At 71.5% G+C, this 23,364-nt stretch carries 23 protein-coding genes; 14 read left to right on the top strand and 9 right to left on the bottom strand.

From position 1 onward, the window contains the following. Positions 1-328: 328 nt before the first annotated feature. The 3 genes from ACH4RG_RS06450 to ACH4RG_RS06440 form a co-directional block, all read right to left on the bottom strand. Positions 329-907: a hypothetical protein gene (locus ACH4RG_RS06450; protein WP_397920131.1), complete on the bottom strand. Its 579-nt coding sequence runs from the start codon at positions 905-907 to the stop codon at positions 329-331. A gap of 52 nt (positions 908-959) precedes the next feature. Next, the gene (locus ACH4RG_RS06445; protein ID WP_398539399.1) at positions 960-1,829 is read right to left on the bottom strand and encodes a DUF4328 domain-containing protein; all 870 of its coding nucleotides are present in this window, start codon (positions 1,827-1,829) and stop codon (positions 960-962) included. 144 nt (positions 1,830-1,973) lie between these two features. After that, positions 1,974-3,584 (bottom strand): family 20 glycosylhydrolase, encoded by a 1,611-nt coding sequence (locus tag ACH4RG_RS06440; protein WP_398539188.1) that lies wholly within the window; start codon positions 3,582-3,584, stop codon positions 1,974-1,976. A 460-nt stretch (positions 3,585-4,044) separates the two neighbouring features. Between ACH4RG_RS06440 and ACH4RG_RS06435 the strand changes: the two genes are divergently transcribed. From ACH4RG_RS06435 to ACH4RG_RS06390, 10 genes are all read left to right on the top strand, one after another. Beyond that, complete coding sequence (locus ACH4RG_RS06435; RefSeq protein WP_397920127.1) at positions 4,045-4,602, top strand: 2-oxo-4-hydroxy-4-carboxy-5-ureidoimidazoline decarboxylase; 558 nt, start codon at positions 4,045-4,047, stop codon at positions 4,600-4,602. Between the two features lie 202 nt (positions 4,603-4,804). After that, entirely contained in the window at positions 4,805-5,185 is a 381-nt protein-coding gene (gene sdhC, locus ACH4RG_RS06430; RefSeq protein WP_078625614.1) for a succinate dehydrogenase, cytochrome b556 subunit, read from the top strand. A 5-nt stretch (positions 5,186-5,190) separates the two neighbouring features. Then, positions 5,191-5,673, top strand: a complete 483-nt coding sequence (locus tag ACH4RG_RS06425) for a succinate dehydrogenase hydrophobic membrane anchor subunit (RefSeq protein ID WP_018955974.1) — start codon at positions 5,191-5,193, stop codon at positions 5,671-5,673. Positions 5,674-5,703: 30 nt separating this feature from the next. After that, positions 5,704-7,458: a succinate dehydrogenase flavoprotein subunit gene (sdhA, locus tag ACH4RG_RS06420; protein ID WP_397920125.1), complete on the top strand. Its 1,755-nt coding sequence runs from the start codon at positions 5,704-5,706 to the stop codon at positions 7,456-7,458. Next, complete coding sequence (locus tag ACH4RG_RS06415; RefSeq protein WP_215110459.1) at positions 7,458-8,234, top strand: succinate dehydrogenase iron-sulfur subunit; 777 nt, start codon at positions 7,458-7,460, stop codon at positions 8,232-8,234. Before sdhA ends, ACH4RG_RS06415 begins: the two co-directional genes overlap by 1 nt. 142 nt (positions 8,235-8,376) lie before the next feature. Then, positions 8,377-8,976: a hypothetical protein gene (locus ACH4RG_RS06410; protein WP_397920123.1), complete on the top strand. Its 600-nt coding sequence runs from the start codon at positions 8,377-8,379 to the stop codon at positions 8,974-8,976. Positions 8,977-8,992: 16 nt separating this feature from the next. Beyond that, positions 8,993-9,826: a hypothetical protein gene (locus ACH4RG_RS06405; protein ID WP_398539187.1), complete on the top strand. Its 834-nt coding sequence runs from the start codon at positions 8,993-8,995 to the stop codon at positions 9,824-9,826. Positions 9,827-9,939: 113 nt separating this feature from the next. Beyond that, on the top strand, positions 9,940-10,374 hold the full coding sequence (locus tag ACH4RG_RS06400) for a hypothetical protein (protein WP_397920119.1): 435 nt from the start codon (positions 9,940-9,942) through the stop codon (positions 10,372-10,374). Positions 10,375-10,379: 5 nt separating this feature from the next. Then, positions 10,380-10,853, top strand: a complete 474-nt coding sequence (locus tag ACH4RG_RS06395) for a thiol-disulfide oxidoreductase DCC family protein (protein WP_397929961.1) — start codon at positions 10,380-10,382, stop codon at positions 10,851-10,853. Between the two features lie 10 nt (positions 10,854-10,863). Continuing rightward, positions 10,864-11,619: a TetR family transcriptional regulator gene (locus ACH4RG_RS06390; protein WP_397929718.1), complete on the top strand. Its 756-nt coding sequence runs from the start codon at positions 10,864-10,866 to the stop codon at positions 11,617-11,619. A 10-nt stretch (positions 11,620-11,629) separates the two neighbouring features. Here ACH4RG_RS06390 and ACH4RG_RS06385 read toward each other — a convergent pair whose 3' ends face one another. The 3 genes from ACH4RG_RS06385 to ACH4RG_RS06375 form a co-directional block, all read right to left on the bottom strand. Then, a complete protein-coding gene (locus ACH4RG_RS06385; RefSeq protein WP_397920574.1) occupies positions 11,630-13,183 on the bottom strand; it encodes an ABC transporter substrate-binding protein in 1,554 nt (517 codons plus the stop codon). A gap of 272 nt (positions 13,184-13,455) precedes the next feature. Then, positions 13,456-14,835, bottom strand: a complete 1,380-nt coding sequence (locus ACH4RG_RS06380; protein WP_398539398.1) for a metallophosphoesterase — start codon at positions 14,833-14,835, stop codon at positions 13,456-13,458. 33 nt (positions 14,836-14,868) lie between these two features. Then, positions 14,869-15,114, bottom strand: coding sequence for an SCO4848 family membrane protein (locus ACH4RG_RS06375; RefSeq protein WP_397920113.1), 246 nt, complete (start codon positions 15,112-15,114; stop codon positions 14,869-14,871). Positions 15,115-15,247: 133 nt separating this feature from the next. Between ACH4RG_RS06375 and ACH4RG_RS06370 the strand changes: the two genes are divergently transcribed. Continuing rightward, the gene (locus ACH4RG_RS06370) at positions 15,248-16,609 is read left to right on the top strand and encodes a D-alanyl-D-alanine carboxypeptidase family protein (RefSeq protein ID WP_397929716.1); all 1,362 of its coding nucleotides are present in this window, start codon (positions 15,248-15,250) and stop codon (positions 16,607-16,609) included. Here the strand turns inward: ACH4RG_RS06370 and ACH4RG_RS06365 are convergent. Beyond that, entirely contained in the window at positions 16,606-17,598 is a 993-nt protein-coding gene (locus ACH4RG_RS06365; RefSeq protein ID WP_397920109.1) for a YihY/virulence factor BrkB family protein, read from the bottom strand. The two genes, ACH4RG_RS06370 and ACH4RG_RS06365, sit on opposite strands and share 4 nt — an antisense overlap. A 172-nt stretch (positions 17,599-17,770) precedes the next feature. Between ACH4RG_RS06365 and ACH4RG_RS06360 the strand changes: the two genes are divergently transcribed. Both ACH4RG_RS06360 and ACH4RG_RS06355 read left to right on the top strand, forming a co-directional pair. Beyond that, complete coding sequence (locus ACH4RG_RS06360) at positions 17,771-19,132, top strand: FAD-binding protein (RefSeq protein WP_398539186.1); 1,362 nt, start codon at positions 17,771-17,773, stop codon at positions 19,130-19,132. A 53-nt stretch (positions 19,133-19,185) separates the two neighbouring features. After that, positions 19,186-19,941 carry a decaprenylphospho-beta-D-erythro-pentofuranosid-2-ulose 2-reductase gene (locus ACH4RG_RS06355; protein WP_274343921.1) on the top strand — a complete coding sequence of 252 codons (756 nt, stop codon included), beginning with the start codon at positions 19,186-19,188 and terminating at the stop codon, positions 19,939-19,941. Between the two features lie 175 nt (positions 19,942-20,116). Here the strand turns inward: ACH4RG_RS06355 and ACH4RG_RS06350 are convergent, their stop codons facing one another. Next, positions 20,117-20,716: a 2'-5' RNA ligase family protein gene (locus tag ACH4RG_RS06350; protein ID WP_397920105.1), complete on the bottom strand. Its 600-nt coding sequence runs from the start codon at positions 20,714-20,716 to the stop codon at positions 20,117-20,119. 124 nt (positions 20,717-20,840) lie between these two features. After that, positions 20,841-21,833: a tryptophan--tRNA ligase gene (gene trpS / locus ACH4RG_RS06345; protein ID WP_397920570.1), complete on the bottom strand. Its 993-nt coding sequence runs from the start codon at positions 21,831-21,833 to the stop codon at positions 20,841-20,843. 301 nt (positions 21,834-22,134) lie between these two features. Here trpS and rocD point away from each other — a divergent pair, with 301 nt between their 5' ends. After that, complete coding sequence (gene rocD / locus ACH4RG_RS06340) at positions 22,135-23,340, top strand: ornithine--oxo-acid transaminase (protein ID WP_398161422.1); 1,206 nt, start codon at positions 22,135-22,137, stop codon at positions 23,338-23,340. Positions 23,341-23,364 lie beyond the last annotated feature (24 nt).

Below are 23,364 nucleotides of genomic sequence, written 5' to 3'. Positions count from 1 at the left end.
GCGCGGGAAGTCCTCCCGTCTTACGCGACGGCGACGGGGGCCGCCCGGTTCATGCGCGTCGCTGACGCTCGCCTCCCCCGGCCCCCCTCAAGGGAATTCCGGAACAGGACGGGGCAGGGGGCCGGACCGTGCGGCGGAGAACCGTGGTCGGCGTGCGTGGCTCTCCCCGGAGGGCCCGGCGGCCCCGCACCGGACCACCGCCGAGGCGCGGGAACGCCGCGCCGATCCGTACGCCGTGCCGGCCTGGCGCCTGCCCGGCGGGCCGTAACGAACGCCCCGCGCATGAGGAACAGCCGGGCCGTGGCGCGACCGCTCCGGGGCCCGTTCGTCAGCCCCGGCCGCGGGCCCGTCGTGACATCACCGCGCGCACGACCCGGCGGCCCTCCGTGGACAGGTCCAGCGCCTTGCGGAGTCCGGCGCCGCTGCCGGCCGTGCCGGTGGTCTCCGCCAGGATCTCCAGGATGCGGACCTGCCGTTCCAGCTCCCCGGCGACCAGCGGCCCCACGGCGGCCGGTTCACCGCTGCGGGCCGCCTTGAGCAGCCGCTCCTCGTCCGGCGGCGTCTCCCCGTCCGGGACGTCGAGCCGCCCGTGGATCCGCAGGGCGACCAGCGAACAGGCGTCCGCCCATCCCCGCAGCGGTACGGCGTCGAAGTCGCTGGGGGCGGCGCCGAGCATGGTCCGCACGAGCGCGGCCGGGCCGTCCGTGACGGACTCGTGTTCCATCCCCGTCCGTACCGCCGCGAGCCGGATGGCCCAATCCTGTCCGTTCTCGCAGCTCGCCCAGAGCGGGCGCAGCGGCTCCGCCCCGGGCCCCGCGAGCAGCGGCAGGCACCGGTCCAGGCAGGCCAGCGCCCCGGCGGCCAGGGCGCGCTCGTCGGCTCGTTCGATCAGTTCCAGCAGACTCATCGACGTCTCCCTCGGTCTACCGGATACTGCGCCGAATGGCCGAAAATCGTCACTATGGGGCGGCGGACTCCATGGCCGCCCGTCCCGGGGCGGTCGCGGCCTGCCGGATGGCGGCCCGCTCCCCCTGCATCCCGGTCACCGCGCGCACGAAGAGGACGGCGAGCACCGCGGCCACGAGGTCCAGCGCGTCGGCGGCCGCGACGAGGGCCGCCGCATCGGCGATCTGCTCCGGCTCCCGGGCCCGGTTCCACTGGCTCACGGCGATCCGGGAGGCGAGGACGGAGACGATCCAGCCGCCCCACCACAGGTTCAGCACCGTTCTGGGAGCCGTGCGCCACCCGCCATCGGGGTGCGGCGGGACGCTCGCCTCCCAGATGCCGCTCGCGACGCGGTAGGGGAACCAGAGGTTGGCGACCGGGACGAACCAGCCGCCCACCGCCCAGCCCGGTCCCATCCGCTGCACGCCGGACTCGAAGACCTCGGCGTTCCGGCGGGTCCGGTGGAACCAGATGACGAAGAGGACGCCGGTGGCCAGGAACGCCGCCGTCTGGACCGTACCGGCGAGGTCGTACAGCTCCTGCGCCCGCAGGCCGGGGTCGGTGTAGACGTCGAGCGACTCGTCCGCCGCAACCCCCTCCCACAGGCCGCGCAGGTGCAGACCGGCGCCGATGACGAACAGGTCGCTCGCGATGACGCAGCCCAGCAGGGCGACCACCGCCCGCGACAGGCCGACCGGCGAACGCGGCCAGGCGCCGGTGCCCCGGCCTCCGGGGACCGGGCCGGGCACGGGTCCGGAAAGGGGTGCGGCACCGGGGGCCGGGACCTTCGCACCGCCGGGCGGCGGGGGCCGGGTGCCCGAGCAGAAGGTGCACAGCCCGTCGTCGGTCACGGCCGTTCTGATACGGCAACGGGTGCAGAGCATGGACATGAAGAAGTCCCCCCAGGGACGGGCCGGCGGCGTGTGGCCTCACGTCCCTCCCCAGGAGCGCGCGGTCGGCGGACGGTAGCCCGTGGACAGCGTCGCTGTCCACGGGCTACCGTCCGTCGCCGGGGTACGTCCCCGGCCTCACCCCGCGCTGCCGGTCCGCTCCGCCAGTTCCTGGAACCGCGCCCAGCTCAGCGCCGGTTTCCGCGGGTCCCACAGCTTCTGCGCGGTCGCCACCAACGGCATCCTGATGCCGTCCGCCACCTGCTGGGTGGTCTGCGCGTTCGGCAGGTCGCCCCAGACGGCGAACCGGCCGCCGAGGATCTGCTGCGAGTAGCGCTCGGCCACGGGCTCGGTGCCGCGCATGACCAGCGGGGTCCACTGCTCGTAGATCCGCTCGCCGGTCGGGTAGACGAACTCGTTGGGCTCGCCGAGCACGTAGTAGAGGAACTCGTCGTTGAGGTTCAGCATCTTGTAGCCCGCGGCGAGGTACTCCAGCGGCGGGCGGGCGCCGATCTCCTTGCCGGTCCAGTACTCGATCTCGATGTTCTCGTCGGTCTTGACCTTGGTGTCCCGGAAGAGCCCGTCGTTCCAGGCCTTGGCGGTCCGGCCCTTCGGGACGACGACGGCCGCGCGGTCGTTCAGCCAGCCGGTGGCCAGGTCCTCGATCGAGGCTCCGGCGCCGTGCTTCTCCTCCGCCGCCCGCTGGAGCTGCGGATAGGAGGCGGCCGGGTTCTGGACGGTCAGCGCCTGGTACTCGTCCGCGCCCAGGTGCCAGAAGCGCCCCGGGAACAGCTCGGTGTACTCGTCGAGGAGCTCGTCGATCAGCTTGGCCGCGCCCGGTTCGGAGATGTCGATGGAGCCCTTCGACGCGACGCCGGCGGTGTTGCGCAGCTGGAGGTCGGGGTGGGCGGCCAGCACGGCGCCGAGGTGTCCGGGCGAGTCGATCTCGGGGACGACCTCGATGTGCCGGCTGTTGGCGAGGGCGACGATGCGGCGGACCTCGTCCTGGGTGAGGGCCTCGTCGGAGACCACCTCGGGGTGCGACTTCGACTCGATCCGGAAGGCCTGGTCGTCGGAGAAGTGCAGGCCGAGCTGGTTGAGCTTGAGGTCGCCCATCTCCCGTATGCGGTCCTCTATCCACTCCGCGCTGTAGTGCTTGCGCGCGATGTCGAGGTTGAGTCCGCGCTGCGGCCGGTCCGGCCGGTCGTTGACGACGCCCTCGGGGAGCGTGCCGTCCGCCTTGACCGACTGCTTCAGGGTGCGGGTCCCGTAGAAGACGCCCGACTCGTCGGGTCCGGTGATCCGCACCTTCCGGTCGCGCACGGTGAGCGTGTACGACTCGGTGGGGCCCGCGTCCTTGTCGCCGAGCGCCAGCTCGACGTCTCCCGTCCGCGCCGGCTCGGCGCCCCGGTAGCGGATCTTCAGCTCCTTGGCGAGCAGCTCCGCCTCGTCGGCGAGCACCTGGCTGCCCTTGGCGATGACGACGGTGCTGTCCTTGCCCGGCTGCCAGCCGGGGCCGCGGGCCGGCGTGTGCTCGCGCACCGCGGGGATCGTGCTCGGTGTGCTGGACATCGGGTAACTGCGGGAGGGCGACGGGGCGACGGCCTCGGCGGAGGTGCCGGAGGGCGACGCGGTGTCGCCGGACGATCCGCTGCCGGACCCCTCCGGCCAGACGACGACGGTGAGGGCGACGGCGGCCGCGGCCGTGACAGCCGCGCCGGTGACGAGGGCACCACGCGTGGGCGACATCGGGCAGATTCCTCCGTTGAGGGGGCAGGAGCGGGTGAAACGAGTGAAGAGACGAGGAAACGAGTGAATAGGGTGCAAGGTTGGCATTTCTGCCGGGGCCTCGCCCATCGAGGGCTCCGGGGGATCGAACAGAAACCCGGTCGACGCAGGTCAGGCACCCGTCACGCGTTCCGAAACTCTCCCGTTCGGGTGATTCTTGCGCGGTCCTCCGGACGGCCGCCGCCCCCTCTCGCTAGCGTTGCGGCACATTCGTCTCTCCCTTCACTCCCGCCCTCGCGGAACTCACTCCCGCGCCGGGCAACCTCGGTACGTCCTGATCTGTCTTCCCAGGGCAGAAGGTTCCTTTTCGGGGCCACGAAGTCATAGCTGTCGTTGATACGAGGAGTCCACGCTGTCCAGGTCCAGCGAGCCCCCCGCCGACCTGCCGAAGCGATCCGCGCCCCCGGCCGGCCGTCCGGCCGTGCCCGCGCAGCCGCGCCACCCGCTTCCGGCCGACGGCCCGGGAGGCCTGGGAGGGCTCCCCGCCGTCGCACCGCCGGTTGATCACGCAGCCGACCTGGCCCATTTCAACAACCTGCCCTTCGCCGCCGCCGAGGCGGCCTTCCTGGAGTGCTGCGGCAGTCTCCGCTGGGCCCACCGGATGGCCGCCCACCGCCCCTACCCGGATCTCGGCGCTCTACTGGCGGCGTCCGACGAGGCGGGCTACGACCTCGCGCCCCGGGACATCGCGGAGGCCCTGACCTCGGAGCCGGCCCCCTGCCTGCACGACGACGCCCCCCGCGCCGCCCACCTGGCACTGCGGGCCGCGCACGCCGCGTACGAGAGCCGGTTCGGCCACGCCTTCGTGATCTGCCTGGACGCCTACCAGCCCTCCCAGCACGTCGACCAGGTGCTGGCCGGGATCCGGGTCCGGCTGGCGCACGACCCGGACGAGGAGCGGTCCGTGACCGCCGAGGAGCTGCGGCGACTCGCCCGGAGCCGGATCGTCGCACTGCTGGCCGCGGACCCGCGGCGGTAGGGGACGCCGGACGCGCGGCGGGCAGGGGCGCTCTAGCCCGTACGTGCCTGTTTGGTTGCCACTTTGATCACACGGGAGGCCCCGGCGCGAACGAACCGACAATGCGTCGCTACGATGGCCAGGGCCGGTGGACCGTACCCGGCCGGGTCAGACCGACAGTCAAGCCGGCCGACCCTCATCCCCGCTCCCGGAGGGTTCTTCCGTGCCGGCTGGAACGCTGTACCGCGGCCGGGAAGGCATGTGGTCCTGGGTGGCTCATCGAGTCACCGGTGTCCTCATTTTCTTCTTCCTGTTCGTACATGTCCTGGACACCGCTCTCGTCCGCGTCTCCCCCGAGGCCTACGACGAAGTCGTGGCCACGTACAAGACGCCGATCGTCGCGCTCCTCGAATACGGCCTCGTGGCCGCGATTCTCTTCCACGCGCTGAACGGTCTCCGGATCATCGCCGTGGACTTCTGGGCCAAGGGCCCGCGACTCCAGAAGCAGATGCTCTGGACCGTGATGGGCATCTGGATCGTGCTGATGGTCGGGGCCCTGTACCCCGTCCTCGGTCACGCCGTACGCGACGTCTTCGGGAGCTGAGGCCCATGTCCAGCGAGACTTCTTCCGCAGCCGCGATCGGCGACGTCGAAGGCGTGAGCCTGTTCGACGTCGACCACCCGGCCCCGGTGATCGAGCCCCCGCGCAAGCGCACGGGCAAGACGCCCAAGGGATCGCGCACCAACTTCGAGATGTACGCCTGGCTCTTCATGCGCCTGTCGGGCATCCTCCTGACCGTCCTCGTCATCGGCCACCTGCTGATCCAGCTGGTGCTGGACGGCGGCGTCTCCAAGATCGGCTTCGCCTTCGTGGCGGGCCGCTGGGCCTCGCCGTTCTGGCAGGCCTGGGACCTCATCATGCTGTGGCTCGCCATGCTCCACGGCGGCAACGGCCTCCGTACGGTCATCAACGACTACGCCGAACGGGACAACACCCGCTTCTGGCTGAAGATGCTCCTGTACACCGCCACGGTCTTCACCGTCCTGCTGGGCACGCTGGTGATCTTCACCTTCGACCCGAACATCCGCTAGGCGCCGGGACAGAGGGACCAGAGGGAAACCATGCAGATCCACAAGTACGACACCGTCATCGTCGGCGCCGGCGGCGCCGGCATGCGCGCGGCCATCGAGTCGACCAAGCGCAGCCGTACCGCCGTGCTGACGAAGCTCTACCCCACCCGCTCCCACACGGGCGCGGCGCAGGGCGGCATGGCCGCCGCGCTCGCCAACGTGGAGGAGGACAACTGGGAGTGGCACACCTTCGACACGGTCAAGGGCGGTGACTACCTGGTCGACCAGGACGCCGCCGAGATCCTGGCGAAGGAGGCCATCGACGCCGTCCTCGACCTGGAGAAGATGGGCCTGCCGTTCAACCGGACGCCCGAGGGCCGCATCGACCAGCGCCGCTTCGGCGGTCACACCCGCAGCCACGGTGAGGCCCCGGTCCGCCGGTCCTGCTACGCCGCGGACCGCACGGGTCACATGATCCTCCAGACGCTGTACCAGAACTGCGTCAAGGAGGGCGTGGAGTTCTTCAACGAGTTCTACGTCCTGGACCAGCTGATCACCGAGGTCGACGGGGTCAAGACGTCCTCCGGCGTCGTCGCGTACGAGCTGGCGACCGGCGAGATCCACGTCTTCCAGGCGAAGTCGGTCATCTACGCCTCCGGCGGCACCGGCAAGTTCTTCAAGGTGACGTCGAACGCGCACACCCTGACCGGTGACGGCCAGGCCGCCTGCTACCGGCGCGGCCTGCCGCTGGAGGACATGGAGTTCTTCCAGTTCCACCCGACGGGCATCTGGCGCATGGGCATCCTGCTGACGGAGGGCGCCCGCGGTGAGGGCGGCATCCTCCGCAACAAGGACGGCGAGCGCTTCATGGAGAAGTACGCGCCGGTCATGAAGGACCTCGCGTCCCGTGACGTCGTCTCGCGCTCCATCTACACGGAGATCCGGGAGGGCCGCGGCTGCGGTCCGGCCGGCGACCACGTGTACCTGGACCTGACGCACCTGCCGCCGGAGCAGCTGGACGCCAAGCTCCCGGACATCACCGAGTTCGCGCGGACGTACCTCGGCATCGAGCCCTACACGGACCCGATCCCGATCCAGCCGACCGCGCACTACGCCATGGGCGGCATCCCGACCAACGTCGAGGGCGAGGTGCTGGCCGACAACACCACCGTCGTCCCGGGCCTGTACGCCGCCGGCGAGGTCGCCTGTGTCTCGGTGCACGGCGCCAACCGCCTGGGCACCAACTCGCTGCTCGACATCAACGTCTTCGGCAAGCGCTCGGGCATCGCCGCCGCCGAGTACGCGGCGAAGACCGACTTCGTCGAGCTGCCCGAGAACCCCGCCCAGCTGGTCGCCGACCAGGTCGAGCGGCTGCGCAACTCCACCGGTACCGAGCGCGTCGCGACCCTGCGCCTGGAGCTCCAGGAGTGCATGGACGCCAATGTGATGGTGTTCCGCACCGAGCAGACGATCAAGACGGCGGTCGACAAGATCGCCGAGCTGCGCGAGCGGTACCTCAACGTGTCCATCCAGGACAAGGGCAAGCGGTTCAACACCGACCTGCTGGAAGCCATCGAGCTGGGCAACCTGCTCGACCTGGCCGAGGTCATGGCGGTCTCCGCGCTCGCCCGCAAGGAGTCCCGCGGCGGTCACTACCGCGAGGACTTCCCGAACCGCGACGACGTCAACTTCATGCGCCACACCATGGCGTACCGCGAGGTGGCCGCCGACGGCGCCGAGTCGATCCGGCTCGACTACAAGCCGGTCGTGACGACCCGCTACCAGCCGATGGAGCGTAAGTACTGATGGCTACCCCGACCCTGGACAAGACCGACGGGACCGCGAAGCCCGAGGCCGGCTTCGCCGACTCCCCGTTCATCACCGCCACGTTCCGGATCCGCCGCTTCAACCCCGAGGTCTCCGACGAGGTCCAGTGGCAGGACTTCCAGATCGAGATCGACCCGAAGGAGCGTGTCCTCGACGCCCTTCACAAGATCAAGTGGGAGCTCGACGGAACCCTGACGTTCCGCCGTTCCTGCGCGCACGGCATCTGTGGCTCCGACGCGATGCGGATCAACGGCAAGAACAGGCTCGCCTGCAAGACGCTGATCAAGGACATCAACCCGGACAAGCCGATCACGGTCGAGGCCATCAAGGGCCTCACGGTCCTCAAGGACCTCGTGGTCGACATGGACCCGTTCTTCCAGGCGTTCCGCGACGTCATGCCCTTCCTCGTCACCAAGGGGAACGAGCCGACCCGCGAGCGTCTGCAGTCCGCCGAGGACCGCGAGCGGTTCGACGACACCACCAAGTGCATCCTGTGCGCCGCGTGCACGTCCTCGTGCCCGGTGTTCTGGAACGACGGCCAGTACTTCGGCCCGGCGGCGATCGTCGCCGCGCACCGCTTCATCTTCGACTCGCGCGACGAGGCGGGGGAGCAGCGGCTGGAGATCCTCAACGACCGTGACGGCGTGTGGCGTTGCCGCACCACGTTCAACTGCACGGACGCCTGCCCCCGTGGCATCGAGGTCACCAAGGCGATCCAGGAGGTGAAGCGCGCGCTCATCACGCGTCGCTTCTGACCCGCTCGTAGCACCCGTTACGTCGACAGGCCCCGTCCCCGCAGCCTCACCGCTGCCGGGGGCGGGGTCCGTTGCTGCGCCGGGGGCCGCGCGGGCGGTACGGTTCAGCGGAGCTGAAGACCGAAAGAGAACGGGGATCGTCGTGAGCGAGCCGAATCCGTACGCGGACGACGCGTACAAGTGGGGACCGCCCCAGCAGCCGGGCCACCAGCCGACGGTGGCCGACGGCCAGGGGTACGGCCACCCGGCACCGGGCGCCCCGCCCGCGTACGGCTACCCGCAGCCGCTGCCGGAGTCCGCGACCCAGCCAGGCCCCGGTTACGGGTACCCCAACGCGGCGCAGCCGACGATGCCCGGCCAGTACCTCCCGGTGCCCCAGGGAGCGCCCGGCCAGGGCGGTGTCCCGATGCTGTCGATCGGCGACATCACCGTGATGAGCGACGCGATCGTCACCCCGTCCGGGGCGATGCCGCTCAAGGGGGCGGTCTGGACGGCCACGGACATGTCGCGCACGGAGGAGAAGATCCCGACGCACGCGGTCGTGCTGGCGATCGTCTTCGCCCTCTTCTGCCTGATCGGTCTGCTGTTCCTGCTGATGAAGGAGAAGCGGACCACCGGCTTCATCCAGGTGACGGTGACCAGTGGCGGCCGGCACCACTCGACGATGATCCCCGCCATGGGCCCGTACACCTTCCCCGCGGTCATGGGCCAGCTCAACCAGGCCCGCTCCATGAGCGCCTGAGTCACGGGGACCGCCCATGGCGCGCTTCGAGCACACGGTCGCCGTCGCCGCCCTGGACCGCGGCTGGTTCGAGGAGGCCGCCGGAACGCTGCTGGATCTCCTCGGCACCTCCCGGGAAGGTGAGGGCGGGGCCGTTCTGCTGGCCGACGGGCGGGCCGTGGACGGCCTCCTGCTGTTGAAGGGGCATCATCTGCGGCCGGGGGCCCGGTACGGGAGCGGGCCGGAGCCCGTCGGGGCGGACGCCGAAGCCCCGGAGGCCGACCCGGTGTCGGAGGCGACCGTCCTGCGCGCGTGGCGGCCCTCGCGTTCCATCGAGATCGAGCACGTCCTGGAGGAGGCCTCCTTCTCCGTCCGGACGCGGATACGGCTGCGCGAGCCGCTGACGCCCGGAGCCCTGGAGCTCTCCCTGTCCGGGCACAATCCCCAGGGCGGTTCGCTGTACCGCTTCTCCGCACGCGGCAAGGCCGATCCGGCCGCGTGGTGGGCGGCGGTGGACCGGCCCTCCTCCGCGCCCCCGGCCGCCCGGCACCCGGTGTCCGGCAGGGCGGTGCACCGGCTGGGCAAGGCCCGGCTGACCATCACCCCGCGCCCGGCCGAGGACGGTTCCTGGCAGGTGTCCGTGGTGCTGGTCGCCCGCGGGCGATGGCTGCTGCGGCCGGTCGCCGCGGTGGCGCTGTCCTTCGCCCGGGGCACGGTGACGCGAAGCTTCCGCGAGGCGGTGGACCGTGCGGCCGACGCGTGGAACACGGCGCTCGCGGAGCTGACGCCGCTGTACGGCGAGGCGTTGCGCACGGAGATCGCCGGGGCGCTGACGGAGCCGCCCGAGCCGGCCGAACCCCAGCCTCTCTGATCCCACCCGTTCCTCCCTGGCCTGCCCCTGAGACCTCTTCTTGAACATGTTCAAGAAGAGGTCTACAGTCATGCCCACAAGCACTTTTGAACGCGTTCAAAGGAGGGTGGGGCATGGACCTCACTGTTGTCGCGTACGTCATCTATCTGCTGATCACCGTGGCGCTCACCGTCTGGGTCGCGCGCACGCTCAGCCGCAACGGACGGATCTTCCTCGCCGACGTGCTGCACGGGAACGAGAAGCTCGCCGACGCCGTCAACCACCTGCTGGTGGTCGGCTTCTATCTGGTCAACCTCGGGTTCGTCACGCTCTACCTGAGATACGCAGGCGAGGTGGCCAACGCCCGTGAGCTGTTCGAGGCCCTCTCGGTGAAGGTGGGCGTGGTGCTGCTGGTGCTCGGCGTCATGCACCTGGCCAATGTGTGGGTGCTCAGCCGCATCCGCCGCCGCAGCGCCCTGGAGCGCGAGCAGACCCCGCCCGTACCGCCGGGGGCCTGGACGCCCCCGGCCGACCGGGGGCCGTGGGCCGCTCCCGCACCGGGGCGGTGAGCACGGTGACCGAGGCCGCGCCCGCGGCGCCGGCGGCACCCGCCTCGTACGCCCCCGCCCGGCCGGCGCCCGTACGCCGGCTCACCGTGCTCTACGACGCGCGCTGCCCGCTCTGCGTCCACCTGCGGCACTGGCTCCAGCGGCAGCGGCAGCTCGTCCCGCTGGACCTCGTACCGGCCGGATCGGCCGAGGCGCGGCGGCGGTTCCCGGAGCTGGACCACGCGGCGACACTGGCCGAGATCACCGTCGTCGGCGACCTGGGGCAGGTCTACCGGGAGGCCTCCGCCTGGATCGTCTGCCTGTGGGCGCTGGCCGAGTACCGCTCCCGGGCCCACTGGCTGACCACCCCGGCGGGGCGGCCCTTCGCCCGGGGCGCCGTCCTGGCCGCCGCCCGCTACCGCTCCCTGGCCCTCCCGCCCTGTGCCCCCGGGGTCCGTGAGTGCGCCGCCCCGCCCGGAGGACCGTGGGGGCCCCGATAACCTTGGGCCCGTGGTGAAGGAAGAGAAGAACGTGCAGGAGAAGAAACCGGCCAAGGCCGCGAAGAGCGAGCAGACCCGCACGCTGATTCTCGAAACGGCGCTCCGGCTCTTCGCGGAGCGCGGCTACGACCGGACGACCATGCGGGCCATCGCGCAGGAGGCGGGCGTCTCGGTCGGGAACGCCTATTACTACTTCTCCTCCAAGGAGCACCTGGTCCAGGGCTTCTACGACCGGATCGCCGGCGAACACGCGGCGGCGGTCCGGCCCGTGCTGGAGGGCGACCGGGATCTGACCGTACGCGTCAGGGGCGTACTGCTCGGCTGGCTGGACGTGGCGGAGCCGTACCACCGCTTCGCCGCCCAGTTCTTCAAGAACGCCGCCGATCCGGACAGCCCGCTCTCCCCGTTCTCCGAGGACTCGGCGGCCGCCCGCGACGCGGCGATCTCCATCCACGAGCGCTGCATCGCCGGGGCGGACGTCAAGAGCGACCCGGAACTGGCACCGCTGCTGCCGCAGCTGATGTGGCTGATGCAGATGGGGCTGGTGCTGTTCTGGGTGTACGACCGCAGCGAGGGCGCCGAGCGCAGCCGGCGGCTGGTCGAGCGCACCGCGCCGATCGCCGCCCGGGCCATCTCGCTCTCCCGGTTCCGCGTGCTGCGACCGCTCGTACGGCAGATCCACGGTCTGCTGGTGGAGTTCCTGCCGGGCACGGAGACGGCCGGGTCCCAGGGGCGAGACGCCCCCGGGGCCCGGCCGGCCGGCTGACCCGTGCGGATCAGATCCAGCTGAGTTCCCACAGGCGCCAGGTGCCGGTGCCGTCGGAGAGGTACTGGGAGCCGGCGACCTCGGAGTTGGCGACGACGTAGTCCTTCTTCTGCCACAGCGGCAGCAGGGGGACGTCCTCGCCGACCAGCGACTGCATCTCCTTGAAGTCGCCCGAGGTCCGGCTGCGGTCGCTGAACTGCTGCGTGGCGGCGATCAGCTGGTCCATCTTCTTGCTGGAGTAGCCGCTGTGCAGGACGTTCCCGGTGCCGACGAGCGGCTGGCTGAAGGTGTCGGGGTCCGGGAAGTCGGGGAACCAGCCGACGGTGTACATCTCGTACTTGCCGGCCGCGTACCCCTTCTGGTACTTCGTCCACTCCACGGCCTCGACCGTGACATCGAACAGCCCGTCCTTCTCCATCTGACGGCGCAGCTCGGCGGTCTCCTTGGTGTACATGTCGCCCTCGCGGTAGGCGAAGTGGACGGGGACCGGCGTCTCCACCCCGGCCTGCTCCAGCAGTCGCGCCGCGCGCTTGGGGTCCGAGGAGGGGTAGGCGTCGAAGAAGGGGGTGCTGTGGCCGATGTAGCCGGTGGGGATCAGCGAGTACAGCGGGTCGACCGTGCCCTGGTAGACCTTCCGGACCAGGGGGCCCCGGTCGAGGAGCGCGGCGACGGCCTGGCGGACCTTCTTGTCCGCGAACGGCGAGTCCTCGCGGACGTTGAAGATGATGTTGCGGATCTCGGCGCTGGCGGCCTCGGTGACCCGCACGTCCGGGTCGTTCACGTTGAGTTCGGCGAGCGTCTCGGACGGCAGCTGACGGTGGGCGATGTCCACATCGCCGCTGTCCCAGGACGTCTGCAGTTCCTCGGAGGTCTTGAAGTAGCGGATGTTCACCGCCTCGCCGGTCTTCTTGAGCGCGCCCTTGTACTTCAGGTTCGGCACCAGCTCGGCGCTCTTCCCCGACTCGTACGACTTCAGGACGTACGGTCCGGAACCGTCGACCTGGTTGCCCTTGCGCAGCTTGCCCTTCGGGTACGTGGTCGGGTCGACGATCGCGGCGGCGCCGGTGGCGATCTTCTGCGGGAAGGTCGCGTCCTTCCCGGACAGGTTGAACGTGATCGTGCGGCCCTCGGTCGTCACCGTGTCGAGCGTGGGGAAGAGACCCGCGGGGCCGACGTCCGACTTGATCGTGAAGATCCGGTCGAAGGAGTGCTTGACGTCCTCGGCGGTGATCTTGCGGCCGTTGGAGAAGGTCAGGTCGTCGCGGAGCCTGCACTGGTACGTCTGGAGCTTCTGCCCGACGAATCCGCAGCTCTCGGCGGCGTCCGGTTCCGGCGTGACCGCACCGGGCTTGAAGGTCATCAGCGACTGGTAGATGTTGCTGTAGATCGCCCAGGAACCCGCGTCGTACGCACCGGCCGGGTCGAGGGAGGTGACGACGTCCGACGTCCCGACGGTGATCGCGTCGGTCTTCGCCTCCCCCGACGGGAGCAGTTGCCAGGCACCGACGCCCGCTATCACCAATACCGCGAGAATCGCGAGAATCCGTACCCGGACCGACCGCATTGCCGTGCTCTCCCTTACCAGCCCCACCTCGGCGGTCGCGTTTGTGACGCGCACATCGCCGCATGTTCGCGCTTACCCAATCACACGATTTTCACATCTGGAAGAGTAAATGGGGCGCTCACAGCCTTTTATTGGACACGCACCCGAACCTCTGTCCGAAAAGGCTGTTTCGCGCCTCCCACCTGCGGATTTCCGTAGCTGACGGTGACTCTTCGGTGTGGATTTCACGACGAGGCATCCAGGTCTCCCGGGCCGTCGCACCCGCAACGGACCTACGCCTGACGGGAGGCCAGCTCCACGACGGTGATGTCGGAGGGGGCGCCCACCCGGACCGGCGGACCCCAGGCGCCCGCACCGCGCGAGACGAAGAGCTGGGTGTCGCCGTAGCGTTCGAGCCCGGCGACGGTGGGGTTGGCCAGTTCGGCGAGGAGGTTGCCGGGCCAGAGCTGTCCGCCGTGGGTGTGGCCGGAGAGCTGGAGGTCGACGCCGTGCTCGACGGCGTCGTGGATGACGACGGGCTGGTGGGCGAGGAGGACGGCGGCCCGGCCGCGGTCCCGGTCGCCCAGCGCGCGGCCGAAGTCGGGCCCCCGCCCCTCGGTCTCGCCCGCGATGTCGTTGACTCCGGCGAGGTCGAAGCCCTCGATCTCGACCCGGGCGTTCTCCAGCGGGATCAGGCCCAGTTCGCGGACGTGGTCGACCCACTGCTCGGCGCCGGAGAAGTACTCGTGGTTGCCGGTGACGAAGAAGCTGCCGTGCCGGGCGCGCAGGGCGGCCAGCGGTTCGGCGGCGGAGCCCAGGTCCGCGACGGACCCGTCGACGAGGTCGCCGACGACGGCGACCAGGTCGGGCGAGGTCGCGTTGATCGTGTCGACGATCCGGCGGGTGTGGGCACGGCCGAGGATCGGCCCGATGTGGATGTCGCTGACCACGGCGATCCGGAAGCCGTGGGCGGAGCGGGGCAGTTTGGCCAGCGGGACGGTGATCCGCCGGACGCTGGGCCCGCGCAGCACGCCGTACGTGCCGTACCCGACGGTGGCGAGTCCGGCGGCGGCCGCCGCGCCGCCGACCACCCGGGAGACGAAGAGCCGCCGGGAGGGGCCGGGAGCGGGGGCAAGGGCGGGGGTAGGGGCAGCGGAGGTGGGCGGGTCCTCCGCGGCGGGTTCCGCTTCCGGCTCCGCGACGGGCTCCGGGGCCGTACGTGCCACGGCTTCCGAGTCGGTGGGAGCACCGCCCGAACGGGACGGCACCAGTTCTTCGGCGCGCGGACGGGTCACGTCCGAAAGGCCGGCGGGGGTTCCGGAAGCCGTTCCGCTTTCCGCCGCACCCGTCCTCGCGTCGCGCCGGGCGAGGGCCCGCAGGAGGAGAGGTCGTACGACCTCGCCCACGAGCAGCGCCAGCGTCAGGTAGAGCAGGCAGGCGAGCCAGAGGAAGCCCGGCCAGGCCAGCACCTGCTGGAGCCAGAAGGGGGCTCCCACCCGGCCGGACGTCATGGCGCCGACGCTCAGCAGGGGCAGGACGAAGGCCGCGACGGTGCCCGCGCGGCGCAGCGGGGTGCCCGGTGCCGTCGTGTCACCGACGAAGCGGCGCCACAGATACCGGTGCACGGCGCCGAGCAGCGCCAGCACCACGAGCCCCACCAGAGCGAAGACCACTGCTGCCATCCGAGCTTCCCCATGTTCCCGTCGTCATGCGCGGTCGTCGCGCAAAGCCCTCACTCCGCGCAACCCGATCACGCCGACCGCCGTCCCCAGAAGAAAGGACGTGATGGCGAGCAGCAGGTGCACCCAGAAGTACCCGGTCGGTCCGCCCGCGTCGTCGAAGGCGAGCCCGCTGCCGTCCTGCCACAGGTTCTTGACGAAAGTGATCCAGATGAACCAGCTCCACACCCCGAACGCGAGCAGGAACCAGGACACGCGGCGGCTGAGCTTCATGGGTCCAGTATCGCCGCCGACTCCCGGCCCCCTCCCCCGGGGTGGCGTCCGAACGGGGCCGTCCCGGCGTTCCCTGCGGCGGGTCAGCCGGTCCGGGTCCGCATCCACACCTGCGCCCTGTACGTTTCCGACCGTGCCTGCTCTGAAAAAGATCGCCCTCACAGTCACCTCCGCCGCCTTGTTGTCCGGTTTCGTCCTGAGTCCCGCCGCGGCGGCCGACAAGGACAAGAGCGACGCCAAACAGCCCAAGCCGCCGAGCACGATGTCCAGCCTCGGCGGGGAGCGGCTCGGCAAGGCCGGCACCCAGGTCAATCTGGGCCCGGGGGCACCGGTGCTGCCCAAGAAGCTGACCGGCCGGTCCTGGATCGTCGCGGACGCGGAGAACGGCGACGTCCTGGCGGCGCACAACTCGCACTGGCGGCTGCCGCCCGCCTCCACGATGAAGATGCTCTTCGCGGACACCGTCCTGCCCGCGCTCCAGCCCACCTCCCTGACCCACAAGGTGACGGAGAGCGAGCTGTCCGGCGTCGGCGAGGGCAGCAGCCTGGTCGGGATCAAGGAGGACCACACCTACACGGTCCACGACCTGTGGCTCGGGGTGTTCCTGCGGTCGGGCAACGACGCGGTGCACGTCCTGTCGGAGATGTACGGCGGCGTCCCGCAGACGGTGTCGGCGATGCAGAAGCACGCCGAGGAGCTCCAGGCCCTGGACACCCGGGTGGTCTCGCCGGACGGGTACGACGCGCCGGGCCAGGTCTCCAGCGCCTACGACCTGACCCTGATCGCCCGCAGCGGACTCCAGAAGAAGGACTTCCGTGAGTACGCGGCGACCGCGTCGGCCGACTTCCCCGGCGAGGAGAAGAAGGGGAAGAAGCGCGACTCCTTCGAGATCCAGAACACCAACCGGCTGATCACCGGGGACATCGGCGTGGACCCGTACCAGGGCATCGCGGGCGTCAAGAACGGCTACACCACCCACGCGGGCAACACCTTCACCGGCGTCGCCGAGCGCGACGGCAAGGTCCTGCTGGTCACGGTCATGAACCCGTCGGCGGAAGAGAGCCACGCCGTCTACAAGGAGGCCGCCCACCTGCTCGACTGGGGCTTCGCCGCGAGCGGCAAGGTGACCCCGGTCGGCGAGCTGGTGCCGCCGAAGTCCGTGGACACCGGCACCGGCGCCACGACCGGTGGCAAGGGCGCGGCACCCGCCGCCGGAGCCGACCAGGGCTCGGGGGGGCAGGCGGAGGCGGCGCACGCGTCGGCGGCCTCGGACGGTTCCAGCGGGGTCGGGATCGCCCTGGCGATCATCGGCGGTCTGCTGGTGTTCCTGGCCGGCGGGGTGTTCCTCGTCAACCGCCGCTGGCCGCTGACCGGCCTGGCCCGCCGCACCCCGCACACGGCCGACCCGGCGGAACGGACCGATCAGGCCGAGCCGACCGCCTCTGCCGCCGCAGGCTCCCCGGCCGCCCCGGGCGCTCCGACCGAGAAGTCCTAGACGCGGGTGGAGCCGCCGGGCCCCGTGGCGGCTCCACCCGGTCCCGGCCCGCCCGCGGACGGACCGCCCGCGCCGGCTTCGACCGCGCCCGGTCCGTCCGCGCCGGGGGCCTGTTCGGTCTCCGCGCGGACCTCCTCGTCCTTGCTGCCGGTCGCCGTCCAGGCGGCGCAGAACAGCAGCAGCTTCGCGGTGAAGTTGATCCACAGGAGCAGCGCGATCGGCACGCCGAACGCGCCGTACATGCTCTTGCCCGCGACCTCCCGCATATAGCTGCCGAGCAGCAGCTTGAGCAGTTCGAAGCCGACCGCCCCGAGCAGGGCCGCGACCACCAGCCGCCGCCGGGGCGGCTCCACCCCGGGCAGCAGCGTCAGCAGGTAGAGCAGCAGCAGGAAGCCCGCGACGACCGCGACCGCCAGGGCGGCCACCCGCAGCAGGATGCCGCCGGCCCCGTCCTCGGGGATGCCGATCAGGTCGGCGGTCCAGCCGACCGCCGTCGAGCCGATGGTGGAGACCGCCAGGGTGGCGAGCGCCGCGCCGCCGAGGCCGACCAGCAGCACGGCGTCCTTCACCTTGGCGACGACGGGGTTGGCCTCCTGGACCTCGTCCAGCTCCCAGACCGCGCGCAGGCACTCCCGCATGGAGCCGACCCAGCCGACACCGGTGAACAGCAGCAGCGCGCCGGCCACGAGGCCGACCGTGCCCGCGTTGGCGATCAGCCCGTCGATGCCCAACTGGTCGGAGATGCCCGGCACCTGGTCGGCGAGCTTCTCCTTGACGGTGTCGACCTGCTGGTCGCTCAGCAGGGCGGCGGCGACGGCCGCGCCGACCGCGATCAGCGGGAAGAGTGCCAGGAAGCTGATGAAGGTGATCGCCGCCGCGAGCCTGGCCCAGTGGACCCGGTCCAGCCGCTCGTAGGAACGCCACGCGTGCGTCTCCATCAGCCGGGCGGCCAGGGGCCCGATCACCGGGAGTTTCTTCAGCCAGTCCATGACGTCACGCGTACCCTCCTGAGCCCGGAACATCGGCGGCCCGCCCCGGACTCTCCCGGACACGTCCGGCGGAACTCCGCCACGCTCCGTCGACACTCACTCCGTCACCCGTTCCGGTGAGCGAATTCACCAATGCCGCGAAGGGGATTTCCCGGACGATACGGTCACCCTCATGTCCGTCGACACGGTGTCCTTGACCGGCTGGGGCCGCACCGCCCCGACGACCGCCGTGCGGTTCCGCCCCCGCACCCACGAGGAGGCGGCCGCCGTCGTCCGGGGGCGCGGGCCCCGGGGCGTCATCGCGCGCGGGCTGGGGCGGTCGCCCGGGGACGCGGCGCAGAACGCGGGCGGCTCGGTGCTCGATCTGACGGGCCTGGCCCGGGTCGACGGTGTCGACGCCGCCGCCTGCGTGGTGCGCTGCGAGGCGGGGGTGAGCCTGGAGCGGCTGCTGCGGGTGCTGCTGCCGCTCGGCTGGCTCCCGCCGGTCGTGCCGGGGACCGGCAGGGTGACGGTCGGCGGGGCGATCGCCTCCGATCTGCCCGGCCTCGACCACCGCCGCTCGGGCTCGTTCGCGCGGCATGTGAGCGCCCTGGAGCTGCTCACCGCCGATGGCGAGGTGCGTACGGTGCTGCCGGGCACCGCCCTCTTCGACGCGACCGCCGGGGGGCTGGGGCTGACCGGGGTGATCCTGGGCGCCACCCTGCGCCTCCGGCGCGTGACGACCGGGCTGATGTCCGTCTCCACCGAGCGCGCCGGGGACCTGGACGATCTGCTGGACCGCTTCACCGCGGGCGGCGACCGGCTGCCGTACGCCTCCGCCTGGATCGACCTCATGGCCCGGGGCCGGGCGACCGGACGCGGGATCCTCACCAGGGGGGAGCACATGACCGCTGATATGCGCCCGGCGCACGCGGGGCGCACTTCGCTCGCCTCACGTTCCGCAGCCCGGGGACGGTTCCGGCTCCCCGGCTTCCCGCCGGTGCCGGGCGGGCTGCTGGGCCCGGCCTCGGCCGCCCTGTACAACGAGGTCCGCTACCGCGGCGCACGCCGCGTGCGGGCCGGCGAGCTCCGGCCGGTCCCCGCCTTCTTCCACGCCGCCGACGCCTTCCCGGACGCGAACCTGCTGTACGGACGGAGCGGCCTGGTGCGCTACCGGTTCGCCGTCGGGTACGGCCGGGAGGAGACACTGCACCGGGTCGTACGGCGGATCGCGGCGCGCCGGAGCCCCGCCGTGCGGGCCGTGCTCCAGCGGTTCGGGGCGGCGGACCCCGGCGGGCTGTCGTTCGCCGCGCCCGGCTGGTCCCTGGCCCTGGATCTGCCCGCGGCCCTGCCCGGCCTGGCCCGCTTCCTCGACGGCGTCGACGAGGAGGTGGCCGCCGCCGGGGGCCGGGTCTGCCTGGCCAAGGACTCCCGGATGCGGCCGGAGACGGCGGCCGCGATGTACCCGGGCCTCGCGGACTTCCGGGAGCTGCGGGCACGGCTGGACCCGACGGAGGCGTTCCGCTCCGACCTGTCGCGCCGGCTCGGGCTGTAGGGCCCCGGCGCTGCCTGTGTCTCTCCCCCACCCCCTCTGATCAGGAGCCTTCCGTGAAGGATGCCTTCGGCGCCCCGCAGTCCCTGCTCGTCCTCGGCGGCACCTCCGAGATCGCCCTGGCCACCGCGCGCCGGCTGATCGCCCTGCGCACCCGCCGGGTCTGGCTGGCCGGGCGCCCCTCCCCGGCCCTGGAGTCGGCCGCCGCCGAGCTGCGCGGCCGGGGGGCGGACGTGCGGACCGTCGACTTCGACGCACTGGACTCCGCCTCCCACGAGGTCGTCCTCGGCAAGGTCTTCGCGGAGGGCGACATCGACGTGGTGCTGATGGCGTTCGGGGTCCTGGGCGACCAGGCGCGGGACGAGGAGGAGCCGATGGCCGCGGTCCGGGTGGCCCAGACCAACTACACGGGGGCGGTCTCCGCCGGGCTGGTGTGCGCCGGCGCATTGCAGGCGCAGGGGCACGGTTCGCTGGTGGTCCTGTCGTCGGTGGCCGGGGAGCGTGCGCGGCGCGCGGACTTCATCTACGGCTCCAGCAAGGCGGGGCTCGACGTGTTCGCGCAGGGGCTCGGCGACGCGCTCCAGGGAACCGGGGTGCAGGTGATGGTCGTCCGCCCCGGCTTCGTCCGGACCCGGGCCACGGCGGGGCGGCCGGAGCAGCCGTTCGCGACCGGCCCGGAGGAGGTCGCCGAGGCGATCGTCACGGGGCTGCGGCGGCGCTCGGAGAGCGTGTGGGTGCCCGGTTCGCTCCGCGTGGTGATGGCCGCGCTGCGGCACGTCCCACGCCCGCTGTTCCGTCGGCTGCCGGTCTAGGTCCTGCCGGTCTAGGTCCTGCCGGTCTAGGTCCTGCCGTCGGGCTGCCCGTCTAGATCCTGCCATCGGCTGCCGGTCTAGGTCCTGCTGTCGGGCTGCCGCCTGCCCGGCAGGGCCGCCCCCCGGGCGGCCACGGCGGTTGGACGACAGCCCCGGGACTCGCCGGTCGGGGCGCTCAGGACCGCAGCGACGGGGCCGACGGCGCGTCGATGGTGTAGCCGCCCTGGGCCGGGACGGCGGGCGTGCCGCCGCCCGCTCCGAACGGGAAGTCCCGGAGCTTGCGCCAGACGGCGTCCGGGCCCTGCTCGTACAGCGCGAAGGATCCGCAGGTCCAGGCGGCCTCGTACTCCGCGAGCTCCTCGTAGGCCCGGTCCATGGCCTCCTCGGCGATGCCGTGGGCCACGGTGACGTGCGGGTGGTAGGGGAACTGGAGCTCGCGCACCAGCGGGCCCGAGGCGTCCCGGACCCGCTTCTGGAGCCAGGCGCAGGCCGAGGCGCCCTCGACGACCTGGACGAAGACGACCGGCGACAGCGGGCGGAAGGTGCCGGTGCCGGACAGCCGCATCGGGAACGGCCGGCCGGCGGTGGCGATCCGGTCGAGGTGCTCCTCGATCGCCGGGAGGTCGGCCGACTGCGCCTCGGTCGGCGGCATGAGGGTGACGTGGGTGGGAATGCCGAAGGCGGCAGGGTCCCCGAAGCTCGCGCGGCGGTCCTGGAGCAGGCTGCCGTAGGGCTCCGGGACCGCGATCGAAACGCCGAGCGTTACGGTCCCCACGTCGTTCTCCTCCACCGTCGATGGTCGATTTTCGGTCATGCCGCGTGGGCCGGGTTTCCGGCCCACGCGTTCCGTCGCCGCAAGTGTGACCCCTGCGGCCATGATCTCGCCAGGGCCCTTGGACTCAGTGCTTCGCGGGCAGGAAGCCCATCCGGTCGTACGTCTGTGCCAGGGTCTCCGCGGCGACGGCCCTGGCCTTCTCCGCTCCCTTGGCCAGGATGGCATCCAGCGTCTCCGGGTCGTCCAGATACTGCTGGGTGCGGGTCCGGAAGGGAGTGACGAATTCCACCATGGCCTCGGCCAGATCGGTCTTCAGCGCACCGTAGCCCTTGCCCGCGTAACTCCGCTCCAGATCCTCGACGGGGCTGCCGGAGAGGGTGGAGAGGATCGTGAGCAGGTTGCTGACGCCCGGCTTCTTCTCGGCGTCGAAGCGGATCACCGTGTCGGTGTCGGTGACCGCGCTCTTCACCTTCTTCGCGGTGGCCTTCGGGTCGTCGAGCAGGTTGATGAGGCCCTTCGGCGTGGAGGCCGACTTGCTCATCTTGACCGCCGGGTCCTGGAGGTCGAAGATCTTCGCCGTCTCCTTGAGGATGTACGGCGCGGGGACCGTGAACGTCTGTCCGTACCGGCCGTTGAACCGCTCGGCGAGGTCACGGGTCAGCTCGATGTGCTGGCGCTGGTCCTCGCCCACCGGAACCTGGTTCGCCTGGTAGAGCAGGATGTCCGCGACCTGGAGCACCGGGTAGGTGAAGAGGCCGACGGTGGCCCGGTCGGCGCCCTGCTTGGCGGACTTGTCCTTGAACTGCGTCATCCGGGAGGCCTCGCCGAAACCGGTGAGGCAGTTCATCACCCAGCCGAGCTGGGCGTGCTCGGGCACATGGCTCTGGACGAAGAGCGTGCAGCGCTCGGGGTCCACACCGGCCGCCAGCAGCTGCGCCACGGCGAGCCGGGTGTTGGCCCGCAGCGCGGCGGGGTCCTGCGGGATCGTGATCGCGTGCAGGTCCACGACCATGTAGAACGCGTCGTGGCTCTCCTGCAGCGCCACCCACTGGCGCACCGCGCCCAGGTAGTTGCCGAGGTGGAACGAGCCCGCGGTGGGCTGGATCCCGGAGAGCACGCGCGGACGGGCGGCCGCACCGGTGCGGCCCGTCTGCGGCTGGTCGGTGGGGAGGTCAGAGGCCATGGCCCCATTGTCTCAGGTACGGGGACGATCTCCGGCAGCCGGTGCGGGGCGGAGAGGGTGCGTACCGGCAGGAGCTCGGAGCACGGGAGCGCACGCCTGAGATCAACCGCACATTTCGACTGCCCGGCGTGCGACGGCGGGCGCGCCGGACGACGGAGGTTTCCCGGCGCGGGTTCCGACCGACGATACAAAGTGGGCACCACCCCGCCCACGCCGCACGACGAACGGAGATCCCGTGTCGATCACGGAAACTGCCATTGCCTCCGCCGAGGCGCACAGCGCGCACAACTACCACCCGTTGCCGGTCGTCGTGGCCTCGGCGGAGGGCGCCTGGATGACGGATGTCGAGGGCCGCCGGTACCTCGATCTGCTCGCCGGATACTCGGCACTCAATTTCGGCCATGGCAACCGTCGGCTCATCGACGCGGCCAAGGCCCAGCTGGATCGGGTGACGCTGACGTCCCGGGCCTTCCACCACGACCGGTTCGCCGACTTCTGTACGGAGTTGGCGGCGTTGTGCGGCATGGAGACGGTGCTGCCGATGAACACCGGCGCGGAGGCCGTGGAGACCGCGGTGAAGACCGCCCGCAAGTGGGGCTACCGGGTCAAGGGCGTGCCGGACGGCATGGCGAAGATCATCGTGGCCTCGGACAACTTCCACGGCCGCACGACCACGATCGTCAGCTTCTCCACCGACCAGGAGGCGCGGGCCGACTTCGGCCCGTACACCCCCGGCTTCGAGATCGTCCCGTACGGGGACCTCACCGCGATGCGGGAAGCGATGACCGAGAACACCGTGGCGGTGCTGATCGAGCCGATCCAGGGCGAGGCCGGGGTGCTGGTGCCGCCGGCCGGCTATCTCCCCGGCGTACGGGAGCTGACCCGTGAGCGGAACGTGCTGTTCATCGCGGACGAGATCCAGTCGGGGCTGGGGCGTACCGGGAAGACGTTCGCGCTGGAGCACGAGGACGTGGTGCCGGATGTGTACCTGCTGGGGAAGGCGCTCGGCGGCGGGGTGGTCCCGGTGTCGGCGGTCGTCTCCTCGGCGGACGTCCTCGGCGTGTTCCGGCCCGGCGAGCACGGCTCCACGTTCGGCGGGAACCCGCTGGCCTGCGCGGTCGCGCTGGAGGTGATCGCGATGCTGCGGACCGGCGAGTACCAGCAGCGGGCGGCCGAGCTGGGCGACCACCTGCACCGGGAGCTGGGCCTGTTGACGGGCGGTGGCGCGGTGGAGGCGGTGCGCGGCCGGGGGCTCTGGGCGGGCGTCGACATCGCTCCGGCGCTGGGCACCGGCCGGGAGATCTCCGAGAGGCTGATGGGGCAGGGGGTACTGGTGAAGGACACCCACGGCTCCACGATCCGGATCGCCCCGCCGCTGGTGATCAGCAAGGAGGACCTGGACTGGGGCCTGGACCGGTTGCGGACGGCACTGAGCGCCTGAGAGGGCGGTGGGCCGGGCAGCGGG

Origin of the sequence: Streptomyces sp. NPDC021019, from assembly GCF_044333295.1 — a bacterium.
In the GTDB taxonomy this organism is placed as follows: Bacteria; Actinomycetota; Actinomycetes; order Streptomycetales; family Streptomycetaceae; genus Streptomyces.
The sequence above is the reverse complement of the archived record's forward strand: the minus strand, read 5'-3'. Positions and strand labels throughout refer to the sequence as shown.

Excerpts from the sequence above, each read along its gene's own strand:
- ACH4RG_RS06445 (WP_398539399.1), bottom strand. The coding sequence starts at position 1,829 with ATGCTCTGCACCCGTTGCCGTATCAGAACGGCCGTGACCGACGACGGG.
- ACH4RG_RS06375 (WP_397920113.1), bottom strand. The coding sequence starts at position 15,114 with ATGAAGCTCAGCCGCCGCGTGTCCTGGTTCCTGCTCGCGTTCGGGGTG.
- ACH4RG_RS06360 (WP_398539186.1), top strand. The coding sequence starts at position 17,771 with ATGTCCGTCGACACGGTGTCCTTGACCGGCTGGGGCCGCACCGCCCCG.
- ACH4RG_RS06415 (WP_215110459.1), top strand. The coding sequence starts at position 7,458 with ATGGCTACCCCGACCCTGGACAAGACCGACGGGACCGCGAAGCCCGAG.
- ACH4RG_RS06450 (WP_397920131.1), bottom strand. The coding sequence starts at position 907 with ATGAGTCTGCTGGAACTGATCGAACGAGCCGACGAGCGCGCCCTGGCC.
- ACH4RG_RS06385 (WP_397920574.1), bottom strand. The coding sequence starts at position 13,183 with ATGCGGTCGGTCCGGGTACGGATTCTCGCGATTCTCGCGGTATTGGTG.
- ACH4RG_RS06405 (WP_398539187.1), top strand. The coding sequence starts at position 8,993 with ATGGCGCGCTTCGAGCACACGGTCGCCGTCGCCGCCCTGGACCGCGGC.
- sdhA (WP_397920125.1), top strand. The coding sequence starts at position 5,704 with ATGCAGATCCACAAGTACGACACCGTCATCGTCGGCGCCGGCGGCGCC.
- ACH4RG_RS06440 (WP_398539188.1), bottom strand. The coding sequence starts at position 3,584 with ATGTCGCCCACGCGTGGTGCCCTCGTCACCGGCGCGGCTGTCACGGCC.
- ACH4RG_RS06425 (WP_018955974.1), top strand. The coding sequence starts at position 5,191 with ATGTCCAGCGAGACTTCTTCCGCAGCCGCGATCGGCGACGTCGAAGGC.
- ACH4RG_RS06400 (WP_397920119.1), top strand. The coding sequence starts at position 9,940 with ATGGACCTCACTGTTGTCGCGTACGTCATCTATCTGCTGATCACCGTG.
- ACH4RG_RS06365 (WP_397920109.1), bottom strand. The coding sequence starts at position 17,598 with ATGGACTGGCTGAAGAAACTCCCGGTGATCGGGCCCCTGGCCGCCCGG.